Origin of the sequence: Paraburkholderia sp. UCT2 (assembly GCF_014397665.1) — a bacterium.
Classification (GTDB): domain Bacteria; phylum Pseudomonadota; class Gammaproteobacteria; order Burkholderiales; family Burkholderiaceae; genus Paraburkholderia; species Paraburkholderia tuberum.
This window is the reverse complement of record NZ_VZQO01000017.1, coordinates 24,086-43,194: the sequence shown is the minus strand read 5'-3', so window position 1 is coordinate 43,194 and position 19,109 is coordinate 24,086. Positions and strand designations below refer to the sequence as shown.

Here is a 19,109-nt window from a genome sequence, read left to right as displayed (position 1 = left end):
CTCAGTATAGATACGCCGTCAGAACGTAGTATGGCATGCCGTTGTAGGTTTCATATTTCAGAACCACGTGCACGATACTCATTTCTGTCAAAACACCTGTTTTTCTGGATATTCCGTAACCGACCTTCCTCCCCACATCTTTTTCCAATTCGAGTGGCTTGTTCCGAGATGCAGACTGCGCCCATATTTTGATGCGAGACGCGTCGTACCGCATAACCTCTGAAATTGCCCATTGCGCACACTGCAAATTCCTAAACGACGAAACCGTTTGCCGCTTTGGTTCACGTACTAGTCGCTCGCGCAACTGCACTTCAGTGCGCCCCACATGCTTTTCGAGTGTGTGTGCCCACCAATCCTTGGATGGAGCGCTTTCGCCTCGTGCATTTCCAGATCGATCCGGCCCATCGTGACGCTCGCCGCGCGTGCAGCTTTGATTGAGCCAGCGAAGCCGAAGGGCACGATCATCTCAAGCGACAGACCGATATTGTTCGCCATGTCAGGACTGGCTTTCATCGCCTCGGCAAGCTTTGCGGCACCGCGTTGGGTGAGCGTGCTGGTATCCTGCGCAGTCCAGACCTGTCGCAGACCCGCCACCGCCGTGTCCGAGCCATGCACGCCAAACACGACGCAACCGACCTTGCTTGCCATCGTCGGCTCTGGCAGCACGCATAATGCACCCGCGCCGACCATTTCCAGTACACCGCCGAGAACCTGCCAACCGCCCCATAGTCGGTTGGCAAGCATCTCAGTCGGGCTAATTGACTGACGGGCCAGTACAGCTGCCAGTTGCGGGGCACTCAGTACAATGCGGACACCGTCTGATTCATTCGCCTGTGACATGCAAAAAATCCTCTTATTACTATTGGATCTTCACGCTAACAGGTCGATTCGCCATCTGGCTATGGGCGACGGATGATTCTGACAGAACATGCTGTAATTTATAAAGCGTTTTAAGCAAGCACGAAAGATCAAGATGATCGCTGGCAAACCACATAGAAACTGTGCACCCATATCGGCTCGAATAATCCGAGAAGCCAGATGCCTTAGAAACCAGGAAACATCCAATTCGTAACGCGTCTCTCGATCTCATTAAAAAGCGCCACGAATCGCTTTGGGAGCCCGACGCCTACGATGTCGAGGCTTGGGGCAATTTTGTGCTGATCGTTTCGGGATATATCGTCGCCATCGCATTGGTAGTGCCGGCAAGCGTCATCGCATGGCGGCGAGCACATTGAGCACGCTCGTCAAAATGGAATTCGGCCGCGTCCAGCCTTTCAAGCCTGCCATACCCCATACCCCGCCTCGCGCAGCCCGATCGCCAATTCCACTTCCATATCCTGCGCGCCGCGGTAAGGCATCGGGTTGAACACGTCGTACAGTTCGGGCATCAGACGCAGGCCGTAGTCGCGCACAAGCGATTCGCCTGAATGCCCGCCTTGTGCCGATCGAAGCGCAAGTCCGGGTCGAGCCCCGTCATGCCGACGTACACGCACGGCTTGTCGAAACGGTAACCAGGATTCGCGCGACGAAAGCGCGCCTCGTTCCACACCTTGTCGTCGAGCGCGACGACGTATACGTAGTAGTGATGCGCGCGACCCGCCATGACACGTGCGACGCCGTTCAGCCGCGCAGCGTACCGTGCAGCAACATCCGGTATTCGGTCGGTGTGACGCCGACGGTCGCCTTGAATTGCCGTGTGAACGCGCTGTGATCGGTGTAGCCGCAACGCGCGGCGACGTCGGTGACCTTGTCGTGCGACACCAGCAGCGCGGTCGCCGCATCGAGTCGCGTTTTCAGGAGCACCTGGCGCGGCGTCAGATGAAACACCTTGTGAAAGTAGCGCTCCAGCTGCGCGACCGACATGTCCGCCATCGCCGCAAGCTGCTTCAGGTTCAGCGGCTGCACGTAATTCTGCTGGATCGACTGCACGACGGCGGCAAGCCGGCTGTAGGCCGGATGGCTGCGTTCGTCGGCTTTCAGATCGCGGGAGATGCCGGCGAGGCCGACCACCTTGCCGGTCGCATCGCGCAACGGCTGTTTGCAGGTCAGGCACCAGCCCGGTTGACGGCCCGGATACAGATGCAGTTCGAGCTGATCGAGCATCTGGTTGCCGACGCCGATGATCGCCTTGTCCTGCGCGGTATAGATGCGCCCGAAGCGGCGCGGAAACACGTCTTCCGCGGTCTTGCCGAGCAGCGCGGCCTTTTCCTTGAAGCCGCAACGCGAAGCGAGCGTGCGGTTGACGAGCGCATACCGCGCGTCGGCGTCCTTGACGAAGAACACGACGTCCGGCATTGCATCGAATACCGGCTCGAGCAACCTGAAATGCGACAGCATGCCGGACAGCGTCGTATCGTCGGTTTCGAGCGGATGCGCCAGCGTGTTCATCGTGCGGTTCCGTGGGTGCGTGCCTGGTTGATTGCGTTAGGTTGCGCGCGGATCGCTGCGCCGGTGCGGCCGGGCAGCCCGCTCGTGCGGTTGATTGCGGTCGATTATAGAGCCGCGCGTCGCCCGCCAATATCTACCGAGGGTAAGCGCGGAGCCGTCATGGCGCCGCAGTCGGCGGTTCGGCGGCGCTCATCAGCGTGCCGATTTGCGCCGGACTGAACGGGGGACGCGGCGCGGCGGCCGGCCAGCCGAAGTACAGGCTCGCGGCCGCGCCGCAGATGCGCCCCTGGCAAGGGCCCATACCGCAGCGCGTCTGCAGTTTCGCGTCACGCCAGTCGGCGCAGCGGCGCACCTCGCCGACGCTCACGTCCTCGCAACGGCACAACAGCGTCGCGTCGGCGGGCGGCGTGCGCGCGGCCTCGCCCAATGCGAACGACGCCGCGACGCGTCCGCCAAAGCCCCGCCAGCGAGCGCGTTGCGCGACGAGCGCCGCCAGCGCGGCGCGTTGCGTGCTCGCCGCGCCGCTCGCCACGAGACCGGCGATCTCGCCTTCCGCGCCAGCGAGCTCAGCGCCGCCGACGCCCGTGCACTCGCCCGCTGCATAAACGCGTTCGAGCGAGGTGCGCTGTCCGTCGTCGATGACGATTTCGCCCGTGTCGTTGATCGCGCAGCCGAGCGCCTGGGCAAGCGTGACGTTCGGCAGCAGTCCGAAGCCGCACGCGACGCGGTCGCAATCGAGCGTCACCTCGCGTTCGCCGCGCCGGATCGTCACCTGTTGCACGCGCTGCGCGCCACGGGCTTCGCTCACGATGCTGCCGGTCCAGTAGCGCAGTCCCGCGAAGCCGCGCGTGAGGCTGATCGCCTGACGCAGCTTCGCGGGCTCGCGCAGCAGCGACACGCCGAAACGCGCGACCTCGGCCGCCGATGCCTGCTCGACCACCGCGATCACGCGCGCGCCGGCCTCTCGCGCGGTGGCGAGCGCGGCCATCAGCAGCGGGCCGCTGCCGGCGATCACGATCCGTTCGTCGCGCACCGGCATGCCGCCTTTGATCAGCGCCTGCAATGCGCCCGCGCCGGTCACGCCGGGCAAGGTCCAGCCGGGAAACGGCAGAAGACGCTCGCGCGCGCCGGTCGCAAGAATCAGTCTGTCATAGGTGATCGACACGCCGCCGTGTTCGGCGGATTCGAGCAGCAAGCCTTGCGCGCCGAGCGGCGCGATCACGCGAGTCGATGGCCAGTAAGTGAAGTTTTGCTGCGATTGCAACGCCGCGAGCAACACATGCAACGCTGCTTGAGGCGGATAGGCGGGCCCCTGGCGCCAGACCTGGCCGCCGGCGCGCGGATTGTCATCGATCTGCGCGACCGTCGCGCCCGCCTGCGCCGCCGCTCGCGCGGCATTGAGTCCGGCCGGACCACCGCCGATCACCACGATGTCGAAGTGCTGCGTCATGCGTGTACTGTCCCGTTTCGGGTCTGCACGCGCTGGCCGTCGCGGCATAGCGTCTGGCACGCGAGCGCGTGCGCGTGGCCGTCGATCGTCACGCGGCACTCCTGGCACACGCCCATCCCGCACAAGGCTTCGCGCGGCTCGCCCTTGACCGACAGCCGCGAGCCGCGCACACCCGCGATCGCGAGCGCCGCGGCTATGGTCGTGCCGGGTTTCACTTCGATGCTGCGGCCGTCGACGCTCAAACGGATGCGGGCCGCGTCAGTGTCGGTCATGGGCCACCTGCTCTGCAAAACGCACCGGTAGATAAGGTTCGCACGGAAGCGGCGCGGCATGGCCCGCGATCTGCGCCGCGAGTAGTTTCGCGCTCGCGAGCGAGGTCGTCACGCCAAGCCCTTCGTGGCCGACCGCGAGCCATAGGCGGGATGCGGAGCCAGCGCCGACGTCGGGCGCGAACTCGCCGGCCGGTCCGATCAGCGGCAGGCCGTCCGGCGACGCCGCGCGAAACCCCGTCCACGCGCGGATGCCGCTGAGCGCCGGCAACCGCGGCAGATACTGCGCGGCGCGTTGCAGCATCCGGGCGAGCACCGGCATCTCGACGGCCGGATCGGTTGTTTCGAACTGGCGCGACGAGCCGATCAGCAGTTGCCCGGTCGGACGCGGCTGTACGTTGAACGCGACCGACGTGCCGGTCGCGTGATGCGCGCTCTTGATATAGCCAAGTTCGAGCAGTTGATGACGGATCAGCCCCGGGTAGCGGTCGGTGATCAGCAGATGGCCTTTCTTCGGCTGCAACGGCAGCCACGGCAACAATTGCGCCGCCCCGAGGCCGTTCGCGACGACCACGTGCGCCGCGCTGGTGCGCTCGCCGCACGCCAGGGTCACGCCACCCGCACCGACCGACGCGACCGGCGCTCCGGGTCGCACGCTGATATTCGCCGCATGCGGCGACTGCGTGAGCAGCCATTCGGCGGCGGTCGGCGCATACACGATACTGTCGTGCTCGATGCGCAAGCCGCCCGCCATCGATGGTGCGAGCGCCGGTTCGCAGGCGCGCAGTTCGGCCGAGTCCAGCAATTGCGCGGCGACGCCTTGGCTCTCAAACGCCGCCTGCATTGCGCGGGCGGCTTGCCGTTCTTCGTCGTCGGCTGCGACCCACAGCGTGCCGCAGCGCGCGAACGCGTCGCGCGCGCGCAGCTGCGGCGCGAGCTCGAGCCATAGCTCGCGCGAATAGCGGCTCAGCGCGAATTCGGCGGGCGAGTCGTTCATCACGACGATATGGCCCATGCCGGCCGCCGTCGCGCCGCCGCCGATGCGCTGCGCATCGAGCACGTCGACGCGCATGCCGAGCGCGGCCAGTTCCGCCGCGCACGCGGCACCGACGATACCCGCTCCGATGATCAGCGCGTCCGGGCTCATGCGGTCCGGATACCCCACGCGAACGGATCGCGCTCGTCGAAACACAGACGCCCTTCGGCCATGATGTGCGCGTGACCGGTGATGGTCGGAATCACGTGGACGCCGTCGCCCGCCGTGCGATAGCTCGCCTCGAACACGCTGCCGATGATGCTCTCCTGGCGCCACACCGCGCCTTCGGCGAGCTTGCCGTCGGCCGCGAGACACGCGACCTTCGCGCTCGTGCCGGTGCCACACGGCGAGCGGTCGTACGCATTGCCGGGACACAGCACGAAGCTGCGGCTGTCGAGACCCTCGCGCGAACCCGGTCCGAACAGCTCGATATGGTCGATCAGCGCGCCGTTCGCGCCGGTGATGTTCTGTGCGATCAGCGCGTCGCGAATCGCCGAGCTGAAAGCCGTCAGGCTCGCGATGTTCGCGGCTTCGAGCTCGTGCCCATGCTCGGCGACGAGGAAAAACCAGTTGCCGCCCCAGCCGATGTCGCCGCTCAGCGCGCCATAGCCTGGCACGTCGACCTGCACCGCCTTGCGGTGGCGATACGCGGGCACGTTGCGCACCGCGACGCCGCCGTCTTCGTTCAGCGTCGCCTCCACTATGCCGACCGGCGTTTCGATGCGGTGTCGTCCCGGCCCGATCCGCCCCATGTGCGCGAGCGACACGACGAGCCCGATGGTGCCGTGCCCGCACATGCCGAGATAGCCGACGTTGTTGAAGAAGATCACGCCGGCCGCGCAAGTCGGATCGTCGGGCTCGCAGAGCAACGCGCCGACCACCACGTCCGAGCCCCGCGGTTCGGTGACGATGCCGGCGCGCCAGTCGTCGAAGCGGGTGCGGAACACCTCGAGCCGTTGCGCGAGCGTGCCGCCGCCCAGATCCGGGCCACCCGACACCACGAGGCGGGTGGGCTCACCGCCGGTGTGCGAGTCGATGATGTTGAGGGTTTTCATGTCGCCCATGGTAGGAATCGCGGGCCGGTGGGTCTTGGTGCGCGTGCGCGCGGATTGAGACGATCTCGGCATAGCGGCGCGATGCGTGAGCCGCCGCGCGCGCGGCGCGCGAAACGTCCCGCTATTCGGTATCGGCGTCGATGACCATCGGCACAAACGCGGCAACCCGGCTAACCGATACGGACACGTAAGGAGAATGAACACCGCTGGCGAGCGCGACGGGCTGCAACGCGGATTTCAGCATATACCTGGCCGTGGCGACCTCATGCCGTGCGCGCCGACTGCGAATCTTCACTCCCTGAGCACATGGTCGTGAAGCTGCAGCAACCGGTAGCCGCTTCTGTATACCGGCTGCAGCCGGAAACCATTGTGCGGCTCGATCGCGAGCAGCAGACGCAGCCGTGACACGTGACTGTCGATGGTCCGCGTGAACTCGCGCAGTTCGCGGCCCCACACCGTCGCGAAGATATGGTCGCGCGACATCACGCGATCGACGTTGGAAAAGAACAGCGCCGCGATCCGGTACTGGGTGGGCGACAGCGGCACCGGCTCGCCGCGCAGCGTGACCGCCCGGCGGATCGTGTCGAAGCAATAGGGGCCGATCTCGAAACAGGTCGCGGCGCTGAAACGCTCCGGATACGCGCGCCGCAGAAGCGCCGCGACTCGCGCGCGAAACTCGGCGTCCCGCAGCGGCAACGCGAGGTAATCGTCGGCACCGCCGGCGAGCGCGCGCACCATGCTTTCCTCCGAGCCGTCGTTCGACACGAACATGATCGGCACGTGCTCGCCTGCCACGCGGCGCACCGAGCGCAACAGGTCCGCGCCGGCGGGCCGCATCTCCTGCCAGTCGAGCACCAGCAGATCCATCGTGGAGCGCACGAGCGACCTCGACATCGCAACGCCGTCGTCATAGGCCGCGCAGAAATGGCCGGCTCTCACCAGACTTGATTTAATGGACTGACGCATGACCGGGTCACGCTGAAGAACTGCAACGCGCATGGGATAGACTCTCGACAAGGACATGCAGGCCATTCTCCGAGCCGCACCCCGGTCCCTCCCTTCGGAGCATTCCGATTTTCCGCCGCTTTCTTCGCCCAACTGGGCGCTTCCGCAGGACTTCCGCTTTCATCCTGTAAAATCCGCGCCGGCCTCCGTCGTCAGCGCGCCCGCCCTATCAGGACGGCGCGCCCGTGTCCCGTGCTCTACCCAGCGCCTGCCACACTTCTCGCCCGACGAACGCCGTATGTCCACGCGTCTCCCGCGTGGCTCACAATTCATCAAAAGACATGGCAATGCAAGCGACAAATCTGGGTGGAGCGCAGGCTGTCACCCCCCGCCCGCTTGGGCACAGCGATTACAAGACACTCGGTCTCGCCGCGCTCGGCGGAGCGCTCGAGTTCTACGACTTCATCATCTTCGTTTTCTTCGCGCCGGCGATCGGCCAGCTGTTCTTCCCGGCGGCGATGCCGGACTGGCTGCGTCAGGTGCAGACCTTCGGCATTTTCGCGGCCGGTTATCTGGCGCGGCCGCTCGGCGGCATCATCATGGCGCACTTCGGCGACCTGTTCGGCCGCAAGCGCATGTTCACGCTGAGCGTGCTGCTGATGTCGGTGCCGACGCTGCTGATGGGCCTGATGCCCACCTACGCGAGCATCGGGGTGCTCGCGCCGGTGCTGCTGTTGCTGTTCCGCGTGATGCAGGGCGCGGCGGTCGGCGGCGAAGTCCCGGGCGCATGGGTGTTCGTCGCAGAGCATGTGCCCGGGCGGCACGTCGGCTATGCGTGCGGCACGCTGACGGCCGGCCTCACGGCGGGCATTCTGCTCGGCTCGCTGATTGCGTCGGCGGTCAATCGCCATTTCACGCCGGCCGATATTTTCGAATATGCGTGGCGTGTTCCGTTCCTCATCGGCGGCGTGTTCGGTATGTTCTCGGTCTATCTGCGCCGCTGGCTGCACGAGACGCCGGTGTTCGCCGAACTGAAGCAACGCAAGGCGATCGCCGCGGAAGTGCCGCTGAAGGCCGTACTGCGCGATCACGGCCGCGCGGTGATCGTGTCGATGCTGCTCACCTGGATGCTGTCGGCGGCGATCGTCGTCGTGATCCTGATGACGCCGACGCTGCTGCAAAAGCAATTTCACATCGAGCCGGCCACCGCGCTGCTCGCGAACTGTGTCGCGACGCTGTGCCTGACGATCGGCTGCGTGGTGGCCGGTTCGATCGCCGGACGCATTGGCGCGGGTCGCACGATTTTCGTCGGCGGTGTTGCGCTTGCGATCACGTACTACGTGATGTTTCGCCAGTTGGCCGTCGATACGTCCCTGCTCGTGCCGCTGTATGCACTGGCCGGACTTTTCGTCGGCGTGATCGGCGCGATTCCGCTCGTGATGGTCCGCGGATTCCCGCCGGTGGTGCGCTTCTCGGGCATCTCGTTCTCGTACAACGTCGCGTATGCGGTGTTCGGCGGTCTGACGCCGATCGCCGTATCGCTGATGATGAAGTCGAACCCGCTGGCCGCGCCGCTGTACGTCGCGGCGATCTGCGTGCTGGGCGCACTGACCACGCTGTTCATCAAGGATGCGCCGCGGGCGCGTTGATCCGGCGACATCCATACTTCACGCCACGCCGAAACGTGGCGCGCTGCATCGGGCTTACGATGCAGTCATGAACTCATCCACACCCTCCTTTTCGCCCGCCCTCGGTCGCGTTCTCGCGACCGTCAGCGTCGGCTTCGTGGTCACGCAACTCGACGTGACCATCGTCAACATCGCGTTGCCACGAATCGGCGCGGACCTGCACGCGAACGTCGCGGGCCTGCAATGGGTCGTCGATGCATACACGCTCGCGTTTGCGGTGCTGATGCTGTCGGCCGGCGCGCTCGGCGACCGCTTCGGCGCGCGGCGCATGTATGCGTGCGGAATCGTGCTGTTCGCGCTCGCGTCGCTGGCCTGCGGGCTCGCGCTCGACGCCCCGATGCTGATCGCCGCGCGCGCGGTGCAAGGCATCGGCGCGGCCGCGATGCTGCCGAATTCGCTCGCGCTGCTCAATCAGTCGTTCGGCCACGAACCGAAGCTGCGGGCACGCGCGGTCGGCCTGTGGACCGCCTCCGGCGCGATTTCGATCGCGGCCGGACCGGTGGCTGGCGGTCTGCTGATCGCCGCGTTCGGCTGGCGCAGCATCTTTCTCGTCAATCTACCGATCTGCGCGGCCGGCCTGCTCGCGACACTGCTGTGGATTCCGCGTCCGCAAACCTCGCAAGGCGGCGTGCCGGCCGCCGCTCGCGGCAACACCGGCGCGACGCCACGCGGCATCGATCTCGGCGGCCAGTGTCTCGCGATCGTCGCGCTAACCGCGTTCGTCGCCGCGGTGATCGAATGGCGGCCGCTCGGGCTCGCGCATCCGCTGGTCGCCGGCGGCTTCTTGCTGGCGCTGCTGGCGGCGGGTGCGTTCGTGTTCGTCGAAGCGCGCGTCGCGCGCCCGATGCTGCCGCTGTCGCTGTTCGGCACGCGCACGTTCAGCGCGGCGGTGCTGTTCGGCATCTGCGTGAATCTGACGTATTACGGCATGGTGTTCGTGCTGAGCCTTTACCTGCAGCGCGTGCGCGGCTACACGCCGTTGCAGGCGGGCCTCGCGTTCCTGCCGCTGACGGGCGGCTTCCTGATCTCGAACGTCGCGAGCGGCTGGGTGATCGGCCGCCTGGGAGTACGCGTGCCGATGATCCTCGGCGCGATCACGGCCGGTCTCGGCTATGGCCTGCTGCATCTCGTCGGCGCCGAGACGCCGCTGATTGGCCTGCTGCTGCCGTTTTTGCTGATTCCGTCGGGCATGGGACTCGCAGTGCCGGCGATGACCACGGCGGTGCTCGCATCGACCGAAGCGCGGCGCGCGGGCACGGCGTCGGCGGTATTGAACACGGCGCGCCAGGCCGGCGGCGCGGTGGGTGTGGCGGCCTTCGGCGCGCTCGCGGGCGGTGCGGCCGCGACGCAGATCGTGCCGGGGATGCAAGCGGCGACGGCTATTTCAGTGGGACTGCTGGTGCTGGGTCTCGTGCTCGGGTGTTTCGTGCATCCGGAGCCGCACGCGGCGGCATCGTCTGCGCGCGGCGCGAGCGCCGCGAGTAAGTAAGCGGTGTGTGATGCAGGCGCCTACAGCGACGCCTCCTGAATCGTGCCGGTAGCGATTGCGCGCTCGATCAGGCCTTCGTTGCGCGCTTTGGCGATCGCATCCGCGAGCAGCTTTTCCGGGTCCTCGATGTCCGCCTTCAGCGTGCCGATGAATCCGGACGCATCCAGAACCACCAGCGTCTTCGCCGACTCGGCGAGGCTGATGATCACACGATGCGGCGTCGGCCCTTCGCCGAGACTCGCGCACAGTTGCGTGAGCTTGCCGCCGATCATTTGCTCGAAGTTCTGAATCATCATCTGCTCCCATGATTGGCGCGGATTGGAAATCCTGCTGTGTAGCAGGATGCGGGCCGCGCCGACTGCGCGCGCTCACGCTTTACAGCCCGCTTTACAGGCCGCCGAGTCCGCCGCGCGGCGCGCGCGCGTTGTCGATGCTCAGACGCCCCGCGCCGGTAACGAACAGCAGCAGGAAACCGCCCGCGATTCCGATGTTCTTCCAGAAATGAATCACCATGTCGTGCTGCAAGGCCGGGTCGGTGATATTCCAGAAGTCGTGGCCGAGCACCGCCGTCGCGACCGTATACGCCGCCATGACCAGCGCGAGCGGCCGTACCTTGAAGCCGACCACGAGCAGCAGGCCGCCGAGCACCTCGATCGCGGTTGCGATCGGCGCGGCGATCTGCACGAACGGCACGCCTTTCGAATGCAGGTAGCCGACGAAGCCCGCATAGCCCAGCAGTTTCATCACCCCGCTCCACAGGAACAGCACGGAAAGCGCAAGACGGGCGATGAAAATAATGCCGAAATCGACGGGACGCGACATGGGGGACTCCTGTAATGAATAAGCAGCAGACCCGAATGGACGGGCTCAGTTCCCCGCCTCGCCCCTGAGCATATGAGCAATGGCCGCGATTTCCAAGCCCGCTCAAGCTGACGGATACGTGGCGACCTCGATCAGGTTGCCGTCCGGGTCGCGGCAATACACCGAGGTCATCTTGCCGCGCGCGCCGTCGCGCTCCACCGGCCCCGCCTCGATAGCGACGCCTTGCGCAAGCCAGTGCGCCTTGACGTCGTCCGGGCTTGCGGTGGTCACGAAGCACAGGTCCGCCGTGCCCGGCACCGCCTCGCGCGACGTGATCCAAGCGACGGTATCGGCCGACGCGGGACGCAGATTGATCTTCTGATTACCGTAGTTCATCGCCACGCGCGTGCCGGTGCGCGACGCGAACTCGGTGCGTCGCATGCCGAGCATCCGCGCGTACCACGCCGCGCTCACTTCGACGTCGGCGACGTTCAGAACGAGATGATCGAGACTGGCTAGCTGGAAGCTCATGGGTTTGTCGTGATGAATCGAGAAAGGTGGTAGCGACTATGCGCGTGGCGCGTCCGGCGCGAGCAACACGCCCTTCGTGAATACGAAGCAGCCGTAGCCGCGCTCCTCGCCCGTCGCGATCACACAGTATGCCTGGCGCGCACGCTCGTAAAACGCGAACCGCTCGATCGACACGAAGGGCACCTCGCGCCCCTCGCCCGCGTTGACCTCGGCTTGCGCTTCGCGCTGCACCGCGGGAATCGTGTGCGGCTCGCCAACCACTTCCATGCGCGACGCGGGATGCTCGATAAAGGTGTCGAGCGGCAGCACCGACAACACCGCGCGGATCGCGCGCGGCGAACTGACGCCGTCGAGACGCAGCGGCTTGCCGAGCACGGTATCGCGCGCGACGGCGTCGGCCGGGAAGTTGGCGTCGCAGATCACGAGCTCGTCGCCGTGGCCCATCGAGCGCAGCGCGTGCAGGATATCGGCGTTCAGTAGCGGGTCCAGATTTTTCAGCACGGGGTCTCCAGGTCGTTCGGTTGGGAACATGCTGCGGGGGTAAGGTCGTGAGCTTTGCGCAAGACGATGCGTGTCACGCTTCATCCGCACGACGATCGATTGTAGCAAGCGCGCCGGACGTCTTGCGGCGCTGCGCTCGCACCGCATTGCCAGCGCAGCCATCCGACCAGAGCGAGCAGCACGAGCCCCGCGCCGCCGAGCACCGGCTCGCGCCAACCGAGCAGTGCGATGAACATGAACGCCCGCGCGCCGCCGAGCAGCGCGAAACCGGCGATCGCGCTCGATAACGCATCGAGCGCGGCCGCGACGCGCAGCAACGCGAGATGGACTTGTGCGGGCTTGGCAGCGGCGGGCTCATGCATGATCGTCTCCGTGAAAAACGCCTCAGGCGGCGCCGGGGGTTTCGTCGAGAAAACCGGTGACCGCTTGCAGACGCCCATGCGCGTCCACCACGCCGAAGTCCGAGCCCTTCACGATCGCCTCGCCCGCGGGGGTCGTCAGTGCCCACGAGAAGCGCAGGCGATTCGCGAAGCCGTCGACGTCGGTCGTACGGCGAAACGTGTGATGCGGAAAACGCTCATGCACCGCGCGGATCATGGCGTCGATGCCATCGTGGCCCGCGCCCGCCAGCAGCGGGTCGCGATAGTCGGCATCGGCGCTCCACGTTGCCGCGATCAACTCGCGACGACGCGCGCCATCGGTCTCGTTCCAGGTATCGAAATAACGGTCGATCAAATCGGTATGCGCATTCATCTCAAACTCCTCGATTGACAGGACTGAGCACTTCGCGCGGCATGCGCATCGCATGCGGCGGGCTCGGAATGAAGATTGACGGCTCGCGTGCATTGCGTCGATTACGTGAGAGGTAATCAAGCGGATGCAGCCTTCGCTGTCACGCAGCGCTTTTCACTGTTTTTCTCGCCAAATAGGTCATTCGGCCGAGTCGTCAAAGAACCTTCGCACCGCTAACCTCAAGTGACTCATCGAAGCCCGCCGACGACATCGCGAGGCGGGCAATGCAATGAACAGGAGGGCCGCTTGGACCGCTTTATCGAGACGCTTTTCTCGCTTGCACGACCGTATCCCCGGAGATACAATCATCCGCAGATCGAAACACCGCGCGTGTACACGATCAACTGCACCGAAGAGTTCGACCGTTGGCTTCACGGCCTCACCGACCTCAAGGCGAAGGCGCAAATTCTCGTGCGGATCCGCCGCGCGGAACGCGGGCTTTTCGGCGACGCGAAGTTGCTGGAAAACGGCGTGTTCGAGATGCGCATCGATTGCGGGCCGGGTTACCGGGTCTACTACGCGCGCGAGGAACGCATGATGTATCTGCTGCTCTGCGGGGGTAACAAGTCCACGCAGCAGGCGGATATCAGGCATGCCGGAGCAATGTGGACAACCATCGGAAAGGAACGGTCATGAGCAAGATCAAAACGGCACGCTTCGATGCATCGAAGTACCTCGACAACGACGAAATGGTCGCGGCCTATCTGAACGCCGCCCTCGACGAAGGCGACTCCGATCTGCTGCTCGCCGCCATCGCGGATATCGCCAAGGCACGCGGCATCACGAAGATCGCCGCGGCAGCGGGCCTGGGCCGCGAAAGCCTCTACAAGACACTCGCGCCCGGCTCCAAGCCACGCATGGACACGGTCCTCAAACTGGCGAGTGCGATCGGCGTCAAATTCACCGCCGTGCCGTTGCGCCTGGCTGCCGCCTGAGCCGGGCACGCGTCTCGTTGACTGAAATTGGCGGGGCATTACCTCTCAGGTAATCGATTGCTTGCACGCTTTGACTATGATCGGTGGCATGAACACACTCTCTATTGCACAAGCGGCTCCATCATCCGCGCCGATCGGCACTCGGGCGGTCGGCGAACTTCTCCGCGAATGGCGGCAGCGGCGGCGCATGAGTCAGTTGCTGCTCGCCACGGAGGCTGACATTTCGACCCGCCATCTGAGCTTTGTCGAATCGGGGCGCGCGCTACCGAGCCGGGAAATGGTCATGCATCTCGCCGAGCGCCTCGACGTGCCGTTGCGCGCGCGCAATGCTCTGCTCGTCGCGGCCGGTTACGCGCCGCTGTTTCGCGAACGTCCCCTCTCCGACCCGCAGCTCGCCGCCGCACGCGAAGCCGTCGAACTGGTGCTCAAAGGACATGAGCCCTACCCGGCCCTCGCGATCGACCGGCACTGGACCATCGTCGCGACCAACAATGCGATTGCGCCGTTGTTGAGCGGCGCGAGTCCCGAACTGTTGAAGCCACCGGTCAACGCACTGCGCCTGAGTCTGCATCCGCAAGGCATTGCGGCGTCGATCGTCAACTGGCATGCGTGGCGCGAGCATGTGCTGGGCCGCCTGCAACGGCAGATCGACGTCAGCGGCGACGACACGCTGAGCGCACTGCGCGACGAACTGGCCGGCTACCCCGCGCCGCCGGATGCAGACGCCTCGACGCTGGACGATGCAGTCCTCAACCAGATCGCCGTGCCATTGCGGCTGCGTACGCCGCTTGGCGTGCTGTCGTTTTTCAGCACCACCACGGTGTTCGGCACGCCCGTGGACGTTACGCTGTCGGAACTCGCCATCGAGGCGTTCTTTCCGGCGGATCAGCAAACCGCGTCGGCGCTGCGCGAATTTGTCGAACACCAGCGCGGCTAGCCGCTCGCGTACCTCGACTCCACTCACCACGAAAAAGTGAGATGTCCGTCAACGCCGACACCCTGTTGATCCGCCAACTCGGACCCGCCGACCGGGACGCCTATTTCCAGCTTCGTCTGCGCGGGCTGAAGGCGCACCCCGCTTCGTTCGGACAAAGCCGTGCGAAGTCGGCGCCTTGAACGTCGACGGGGTGTTCCATGACGAGGATCTGATGGCGCGATTCCTCGCATAGCGCCCCCGGGAATCATTGACAACGCCTCCTTGCGGCCATTCCCGGCGCCTCGTCAACGTTGTAATGTCGTCCTATTGCACAGACATCATGTCAGGCAGCCTGCACGGCACTGGCTTCTCGCAGCCTCCGTCCGCAACGTGATCGGTACGCGTCTGCCACCGCTGTTCGGTCTCGGGGTCGAACGCGTGCGACAGACCGGCTGCCCATCCTCATCGAGCCGTTACAAATCCGGCCCTCGTTTGCGTAGTTTGTAACGGGGGACGCTTCATACGGTTACAGGCTCCATCCGCCCCTCACGCGCCACCCAGCACGAGTATTTATTACCGTCCATTCCATCGCTTTCTGTTCCTTTCTAATCCAAAACAAATTTACCGATCGCCGCGCGGTGCGCACGCACGTCTCGGACAGTCGCGTAGGATGCCCATCCAGCAAGGGTTTTCATGGAATAGAGGCCAGTGTCGAAAGGCTATAAATTCACTTGGCATCATTCATTACAATGGCGTGAAAAACTTACCGAAAAATGATGTAGTTTTTTGAGATATTTTTTTGAGAAGGGATTGATTTCTGGTTTTAGCCTTCATACAATTCGTCCCGAGCTGTTACGAAATGTAACGTCTTGTATCAAATGTTCGCTGTCTGTAGCAGGTAGCAACATGTAGCCGGAGGCCACGTTGCCGGCGAGGCAGAAAAGACATAACGGCGCAAAGCCGACATAGTAATTCGGGGCTTCGGAAACAGACAAAATGGACCGTAGCAGCGAGACGCTGGATTCAATCCGCGAGATCAACTTGTCTTACATCATGCTCGCGCAACGCATGTTGCGCGAGGACAAACCGGTCGGAATGTTCCGGCTGGGACTGTCGTCGGAACTGGCTGACTTGCTTGCCGGGCTGTCGCTCGCGCAAATCGTCAAGCTGGCCGCTTCCGACCAGCTTTTGTGCTTCTTCCGCTTCAACGACCACGCGATGCTGTCGGCGTTGACGCAAACGACGAAGCACACCGCAGTTGCACCGACCCACACGGCGATCCTGCTTGCAGGCCAGCCCGCCGAGCAATTTGCCTGATCGAGGTGACTGCAATGCTCAAGCGAAGCCTGACCGAAGATGCACAGGAAGTATTTCGCGCGATCGCACTGATCGAGCTCGGCGCCCGCATGCAGGTGCTCGAGAGCGAGTTGACGCTGTCGCGCGACCGTATGATCCGCCTGTATCGCGAGGTCAAGGGCGTATCGCCGCCCAAGGGCATGCTGCCGTTCTCGGCGGACTGGTACATGACGTGGCTCGCGAACATTCACGCGTCGCTGTTCTACAACACGTACCTGTTCCTCAAGAACGAAGCGCGCTGCTCGCATCTGGATGCGCTCACCAAGGGCTATCGGCTGTATCTCGAACACTGTCAGCACAGCGAAACCGAGCCGGTGCTCGATCTGACGCGCGCGTGGACGCTCGTGCGTTTCTTCGACGCCGACATCCTGCAGTTGACCAGATGCTGCCGCTGTACCGGCAAGTTCGTCGCGCACAAGCACGACCTGCAGCACAATGTCGTGTGCGGCGCCTGCCAGCCGCCGTCGCGTGCCGGCAAGACGAAGAAGGCAGCAGCCGCGCGCCGGGAAGCGCTCGATGCGGCGCAGGTTGCGCAGGCCGCTTGACCGATCGATTCGCCGTCGCGAGACGCGCTCGATCCGATTCAAACCGAAGCTCACATGATTCCGCGCAGTGATTGAACTGCGCGGATTTTTTTCGCCTTCGCGCCGGGCAAACCGGCGTGCCGAAGGCCGGTCGTTCAGATCAACCGGCCAGCCCCACCGTCTGGACAACGAGCCACAGATTCGCCGCACTGATCGCAACAAACAGCATCCACACGAGCAGGCGCGTCGGCAGCGTGTTGGCGAATTCGCCCATCAGCGAGCGGTCGCTAGTCATGCGGATCAGCGGATACAGCGCGAGCGCTCGCGTGATGAAGCGCCGCTGCCAGCACGGAATCTTCATTTTCAGGAAACCTTCCATGTTGACCTGCCCCGCCACCGTGCCGGTGAACGTCGAGCTTTGTCCCGACGCGAGCAGCGTGATCGCGAACAGGAAGGCGGCGAAGCCGGTGCCGACGATCGGCGCTAGCAGCCGGTAGGCGTCCTCGATCTGCGTGACCTGGTCGTGGGCGGCCGCGAGAATCAGGATCGCCATGTTGATCAGCGCCGCGATCACGAGCGATGCGATCGTGTCGATGCGTGACATGCCGATCGCCGAGCGGATGCTGGCCGGATCGCGCTTCACCGCGCGGGTCTGCACGATCGACGAGTGCAGATACAGGTTATGCGGCATCACCGTCGCGCCGATAATGCCAAGCGTCGTTGATGTGGTCGATGAAGCGCTTGCCAACAGGCTTAGGAATTCAGCGCTTCGCCACCTGCTGCTGCGCTGAAACCGATGCGGCTCCGGCCGCAGAGCCGGAAGCCGCAGCCAGCGAAGCCGCCGCGCCGCCGGAAGCACCAACCGGCACCGGCGCCGCCCCCACCGCCGTATCCCCCGCCGTCACATCGCCCCAACCGCCACCGAGCGCGCGAATCAGATTCACGGTCGCGACCGCCTGCGTGCCCGCCAGATGGCTCGCCTGCAATTGCGACTGCAGCACCTGCCGCTCGCCATCGATCACGTCGAGATAGCTGACCGCGCCCTCCGTGTACTGCGTGCGCGACAGATGCGCGGCGCGCTGCGACGCATCGACCGCGTCGTTCTGCTCGCGCATCTGATCGTCGAGCAAGCGCAGATCGGCAAGATTGTCCTCGACTTCACGGAACGCCACGAGCACCTGCTGGCGATATTGCGCGACGTCCTCGTCGTACTTCGAACGGGCCTGCGCGAGATTGGCCTTGCGGCGGCCGCCGTCGAAGATCGGCACCGTCAGCGCGGTACCCGCGAACGGACCGAGGATGAACGCGCGGCTCGACCACATGAACAGATCGCCGAGCGTCGCCGATTCAAAGCCGAACGCGCCCGTGATGTCGAGCTTCGGGAAGAACGCCGACTTCGCGAGCCCGACGCGCGCATTCGCTGCCTGCATCGCGCGTTCGGCTGCCGCGATGTCCGGCCTGCGTTCGAGCAGCGCCGACGGCAAACCCGGCGGCACGCGCACCGCCACCGGCGCGAGCGGTTCTTCCGCGAACGAGAAATCCGCGGGCGGCTTGCCGAGCAGAATCGCGAGGCTATGTTCCGAGGCCGCCCGTTGCCGCGCGACGCCGACCGCATCGGCACGCGCGCTCGCGAGCTCGTTGCGCGAGCGCGACAGATCCAGCTCGCTGATATCGCCTTCCTTGAAGCGCCGCTCGACGAGCTTCAGCGTGTCCTCGCGCAACGCGACGGTGCGGCGATACAGATCCTGGTCGGTGTCGAGCTCGCGCAACTGGAAGTAGTTCTGCGCGACGTCGGCCTGCAACGACAGCTGCACCGAGCGAAACAGCGCTTCGCTCTGCTGCTCGTCCGAGCGCGACGCGTTCACGTTCGAGCTGACCCGCCCGAACAGATCGGCCTCATACGACGCGCCGACCTGCGCGCGCCAGATCGTGCCCGTCGTGCCGCCTGCGCTGTCCGGCTGGAATTGCGACGCCGCCGACGCGCGCTCCCGGGTCGGGCCGAAGCCCGCGTCGAGCTTCGGGAACCAGTCGGACTTCGCCGCCTGCGTGACCGCGCGCGCCTGCTGCACGCGCGCGGCTGCGGCCTTCAGGTCCTGGTTCGCGGCGGCGGCCTGCTCTTCGAGCGCGTCGAGCTGCGGGTCGCCGAACACCTTCCACCATTCGCCACGCAGGGCGTCGTCGGCGGGCTGGGCCGGCTTCCACGTGCCGGTGTTTTGCGCCGGCGCGGCCGAACCAGCCGCCACGCCCGACGCCGCCGCAGCCGACGTCGCCATCGCGGGCGCTTCCTTGAACGCCGCCGGCGTATCGACGTCGGGACGCTTGTACGTCGGCTCGACTGAACAAGCGGCCAGCAGGGCGATCAGCAAACCGCTCGCGGCCGCGCGGCCCCATCCGCGCAAAGATATAAAGCGAGATTCAAAGCGTTTCATTGTT

22 protein-coding genes and 3 pseudogenes are annotated in these 19,109 nt (G+C 65.0%); 8 read left to right on the top strand and 17 right to left on the bottom strand.

What is annotated here, in order from left to right:
• Position 1: 1 nt before the first annotated feature.
• The 9 genes and pseudogenes from F6X39_RS16135 to F6X39_RS16100 form a co-directional block, all read right to left on the bottom strand.
• Positions 2-840 (bottom strand): annotated as a pseudogene (locus F6X39_RS16135) (RNase A-like domain-containing protein).
• A 434-nt stretch (positions 841-1,274) separates the two neighbouring features.
• Positions 1,275-1,603: pseudogene (locus F6X39_RS16130) on the bottom strand (hypothetical protein).
• Between the two features lie 17 nt (positions 1,604-1,620).
• Complete coding sequence (locus F6X39_RS16125; RefSeq protein WP_187617326.1) at positions 1,621-2,388, bottom strand: AraC family transcriptional regulator; 768 nt, start codon at positions 2,386-2,388, stop codon at positions 1,621-1,623.
• Positions 2,389-2,545: 157 nt separating this feature from the next.
• Complete coding sequence (locus tag F6X39_RS16120; RefSeq protein WP_187617325.1) at positions 2,546-3,838, bottom strand: FAD/NAD(P)-binding oxidoreductase; 1,293 nt, start codon at positions 3,836-3,838, stop codon at positions 2,546-2,548.
• A complete protein-coding gene (locus F6X39_RS16115) occupies positions 3,835-4,110 on the bottom strand; it encodes a 2Fe-2S iron-sulfur cluster-binding protein (protein ID WP_187617324.1) in 276 nt (91 codons plus the stop codon). Before F6X39_RS16115 ends, F6X39_RS16120 begins: the two co-directional genes overlap by 4 nt.
• Complete coding sequence (locus F6X39_RS16110) at positions 4,097-5,254, bottom strand: NAD(P)/FAD-dependent oxidoreductase (RefSeq protein WP_187617323.1); 1,158 nt, start codon at positions 5,252-5,254, stop codon at positions 4,097-4,099. Before F6X39_RS16110 ends, F6X39_RS16115 begins: the two co-directional genes overlap by 14 nt.
• On the bottom strand, positions 5,251-6,207 hold the full coding sequence (locus tag F6X39_RS16105; RefSeq protein WP_187617322.1) for a 4-hydroxyproline epimerase: 957 nt from the start codon (positions 6,205-6,207) through the stop codon (positions 5,251-5,253). The genes F6X39_RS16110 and F6X39_RS16105 overlap by 4 nt, the downstream gene beginning before the upstream one ends.
• A gap of 112 nt (positions 6,208-6,319) precedes the next feature.
• Positions 6,320-6,442 (bottom strand): hypothetical protein, encoded by a 123-nt coding sequence (locus F6X39_RS36830; protein WP_262414727.1) that lies wholly within the window; start codon positions 6,440-6,442, stop codon positions 6,320-6,322.
• A gap of 47 nt (positions 6,443-6,489) precedes the next feature.
• On the bottom strand, positions 6,490-7,197 hold the full coding sequence (locus F6X39_RS16100) for a response regulator transcription factor (protein WP_187617391.1): 708 nt from the start codon (positions 7,195-7,197) through the stop codon (positions 6,490-6,492).
• Between the two features lie 293 nt (positions 7,198-7,490).
• Between F6X39_RS16100 and F6X39_RS16095 the strand changes: the two genes are divergently transcribed.
• Positions 7,491-8,792, top strand: a complete 1,302-nt coding sequence (locus F6X39_RS16095) for an MFS transporter (RefSeq protein ID WP_187617321.1) — start codon at positions 7,491-7,493, stop codon at positions 8,790-8,792.
• Between the two features lie 67 nt (positions 8,793-8,859).
• On the top strand, positions 8,860-10,320 hold the full coding sequence (locus F6X39_RS16090; RefSeq protein ID WP_187617320.1) for an MFS transporter: 1,461 nt from the start codon (positions 8,860-8,862) through the stop codon (positions 10,318-10,320).
• A 20-nt stretch (positions 10,321-10,340) separates the two neighbouring features.
• Here F6X39_RS16090 and F6X39_RS16085 read toward each other — a convergent pair whose 3' ends face one another.
• The 6 genes from F6X39_RS16085 to F6X39_RS16060 form a co-directional block, all read right to left on the bottom strand.
• Positions 10,341-10,613 (bottom strand): hypothetical protein, encoded by a 273-nt coding sequence (locus tag F6X39_RS16085; protein ID WP_090810195.1) that lies wholly within the window; start codon positions 10,611-10,613, stop codon positions 10,341-10,343.
• 94 nt (positions 10,614-10,707) lie between these two features.
• A complete protein-coding gene (locus F6X39_RS16080) occupies positions 10,708-11,142 on the bottom strand; it encodes a DoxX family protein (protein ID WP_184054217.1) in 435 nt (144 codons plus the stop codon).
• Positions 11,143-11,244: 102 nt separating this feature from the next.
• Positions 11,245-11,652 carry a VOC family protein gene (locus F6X39_RS16075; protein WP_187617319.1) on the bottom strand — a complete coding sequence of 136 codons (408 nt, stop codon included), beginning with the start codon at positions 11,650-11,652 and terminating at the stop codon, positions 11,245-11,247.
• A 36-nt stretch (positions 11,653-11,688) separates the two neighbouring features.
• Complete coding sequence (locus F6X39_RS16070; protein ID WP_184025325.1) at positions 11,689-12,153, bottom strand: RbsD/FucU family protein; 465 nt, start codon at positions 12,151-12,153, stop codon at positions 11,689-11,691.
• An 80-nt stretch (positions 12,154-12,233) separates the two neighbouring features.
• Positions 12,234-12,515 (bottom strand): hypothetical protein, encoded by a 282-nt coding sequence (locus F6X39_RS16065; RefSeq protein WP_090806947.1) that lies wholly within the window; start codon positions 12,513-12,515, stop codon positions 12,234-12,236.
• A gap of 22 nt (positions 12,516-12,537) precedes the next feature.
• On the bottom strand, positions 12,538-12,906 hold the full coding sequence (locus F6X39_RS16060) for a nuclear transport factor 2 family protein (RefSeq protein WP_176379337.1): 369 nt from the start codon (positions 12,904-12,906) through the stop codon (positions 12,538-12,540).
• A 285-nt stretch (positions 12,907-13,191) separates the two neighbouring features.
• On the opposite strand from F6X39_RS16060, the gene F6X39_RS16055 reads away from it, so the two are divergent.
• The 6 genes and pseudogenes from F6X39_RS16055 (at position 13,192) to flhC (ending at position 16,697) form a co-directional block, all read left to right on the top strand.
• Positions 13,192-13,581 carry a type II toxin-antitoxin system RelE/ParE family toxin gene (locus F6X39_RS16055; protein WP_222945232.1) on the top strand — a complete coding sequence of 130 codons (390 nt, stop codon included), beginning with the start codon at positions 13,192-13,194 and terminating at the stop codon, positions 13,579-13,581.
• On the top strand, positions 13,578-13,880 hold the full coding sequence (locus F6X39_RS16050) for an addiction module antidote protein (RefSeq protein ID WP_018423436.1): 303 nt from the start codon (positions 13,578-13,580) through the stop codon (positions 13,878-13,880). Before F6X39_RS16055 ends, F6X39_RS16050 begins: the two co-directional genes overlap by 4 nt.
• Positions 13,881-13,968: 88 nt before the next feature.
• Positions 13,969-14,817: a helix-turn-helix domain-containing protein gene (locus tag F6X39_RS16045; RefSeq protein ID WP_187617318.1), complete on the top strand. Its 849-nt coding sequence runs from the start codon at positions 13,969-13,971 to the stop codon at positions 14,815-14,817.
• 41 nt (positions 14,818-14,858) lie between these two features.
• Positions 14,859-14,975: pseudogene (locus F6X39_RS16040) on the top strand (N-acetyltransferase); the annotation flags it as partial.
• 817 nt (positions 14,976-15,792) lie between these two features.
• Positions 15,793-16,113 carry a flagellar transcriptional regulator FlhD gene (gene flhD / locus F6X39_RS16035; RefSeq protein ID WP_184007179.1) on the top strand — a complete coding sequence of 107 codons (321 nt, stop codon included), beginning with the start codon at positions 15,793-15,795 and terminating at the stop codon, positions 16,111-16,113.
• A gap of 14 nt (positions 16,114-16,127) precedes the next feature.
• Positions 16,128-16,697, top strand: a complete 570-nt coding sequence (gene flhC / locus F6X39_RS16030) for a flagellar transcriptional regulator FlhC (RefSeq protein WP_018423439.1) — start codon at positions 16,128-16,130, stop codon at positions 16,695-16,697.
• Between the two features lie 139 nt (positions 16,698-16,836).
• Here the strand turns inward: flhC and F6X39_RS16025 are convergent, their stop codons facing one another.
• Positions 16,837-17,535 (bottom strand): divalent metal cation transporter, encoded by a 699-nt coding sequence (locus F6X39_RS16025; protein WP_316251694.1) that lies wholly within the window; start codon positions 17,533-17,535, stop codon positions 16,837-16,839.
• Entirely contained in the window at positions 17,438-19,105 is a 1,668-nt protein-coding gene (locus F6X39_RS16020) for an efflux transporter outer membrane subunit (RefSeq protein ID WP_187617317.1), read from the bottom strand. The genes F6X39_RS16025 and F6X39_RS16020 overlap by 98 nt, the downstream gene beginning before the upstream one ends.
• Positions 19,106-19,109: the final 4 nt, after the last annotated feature.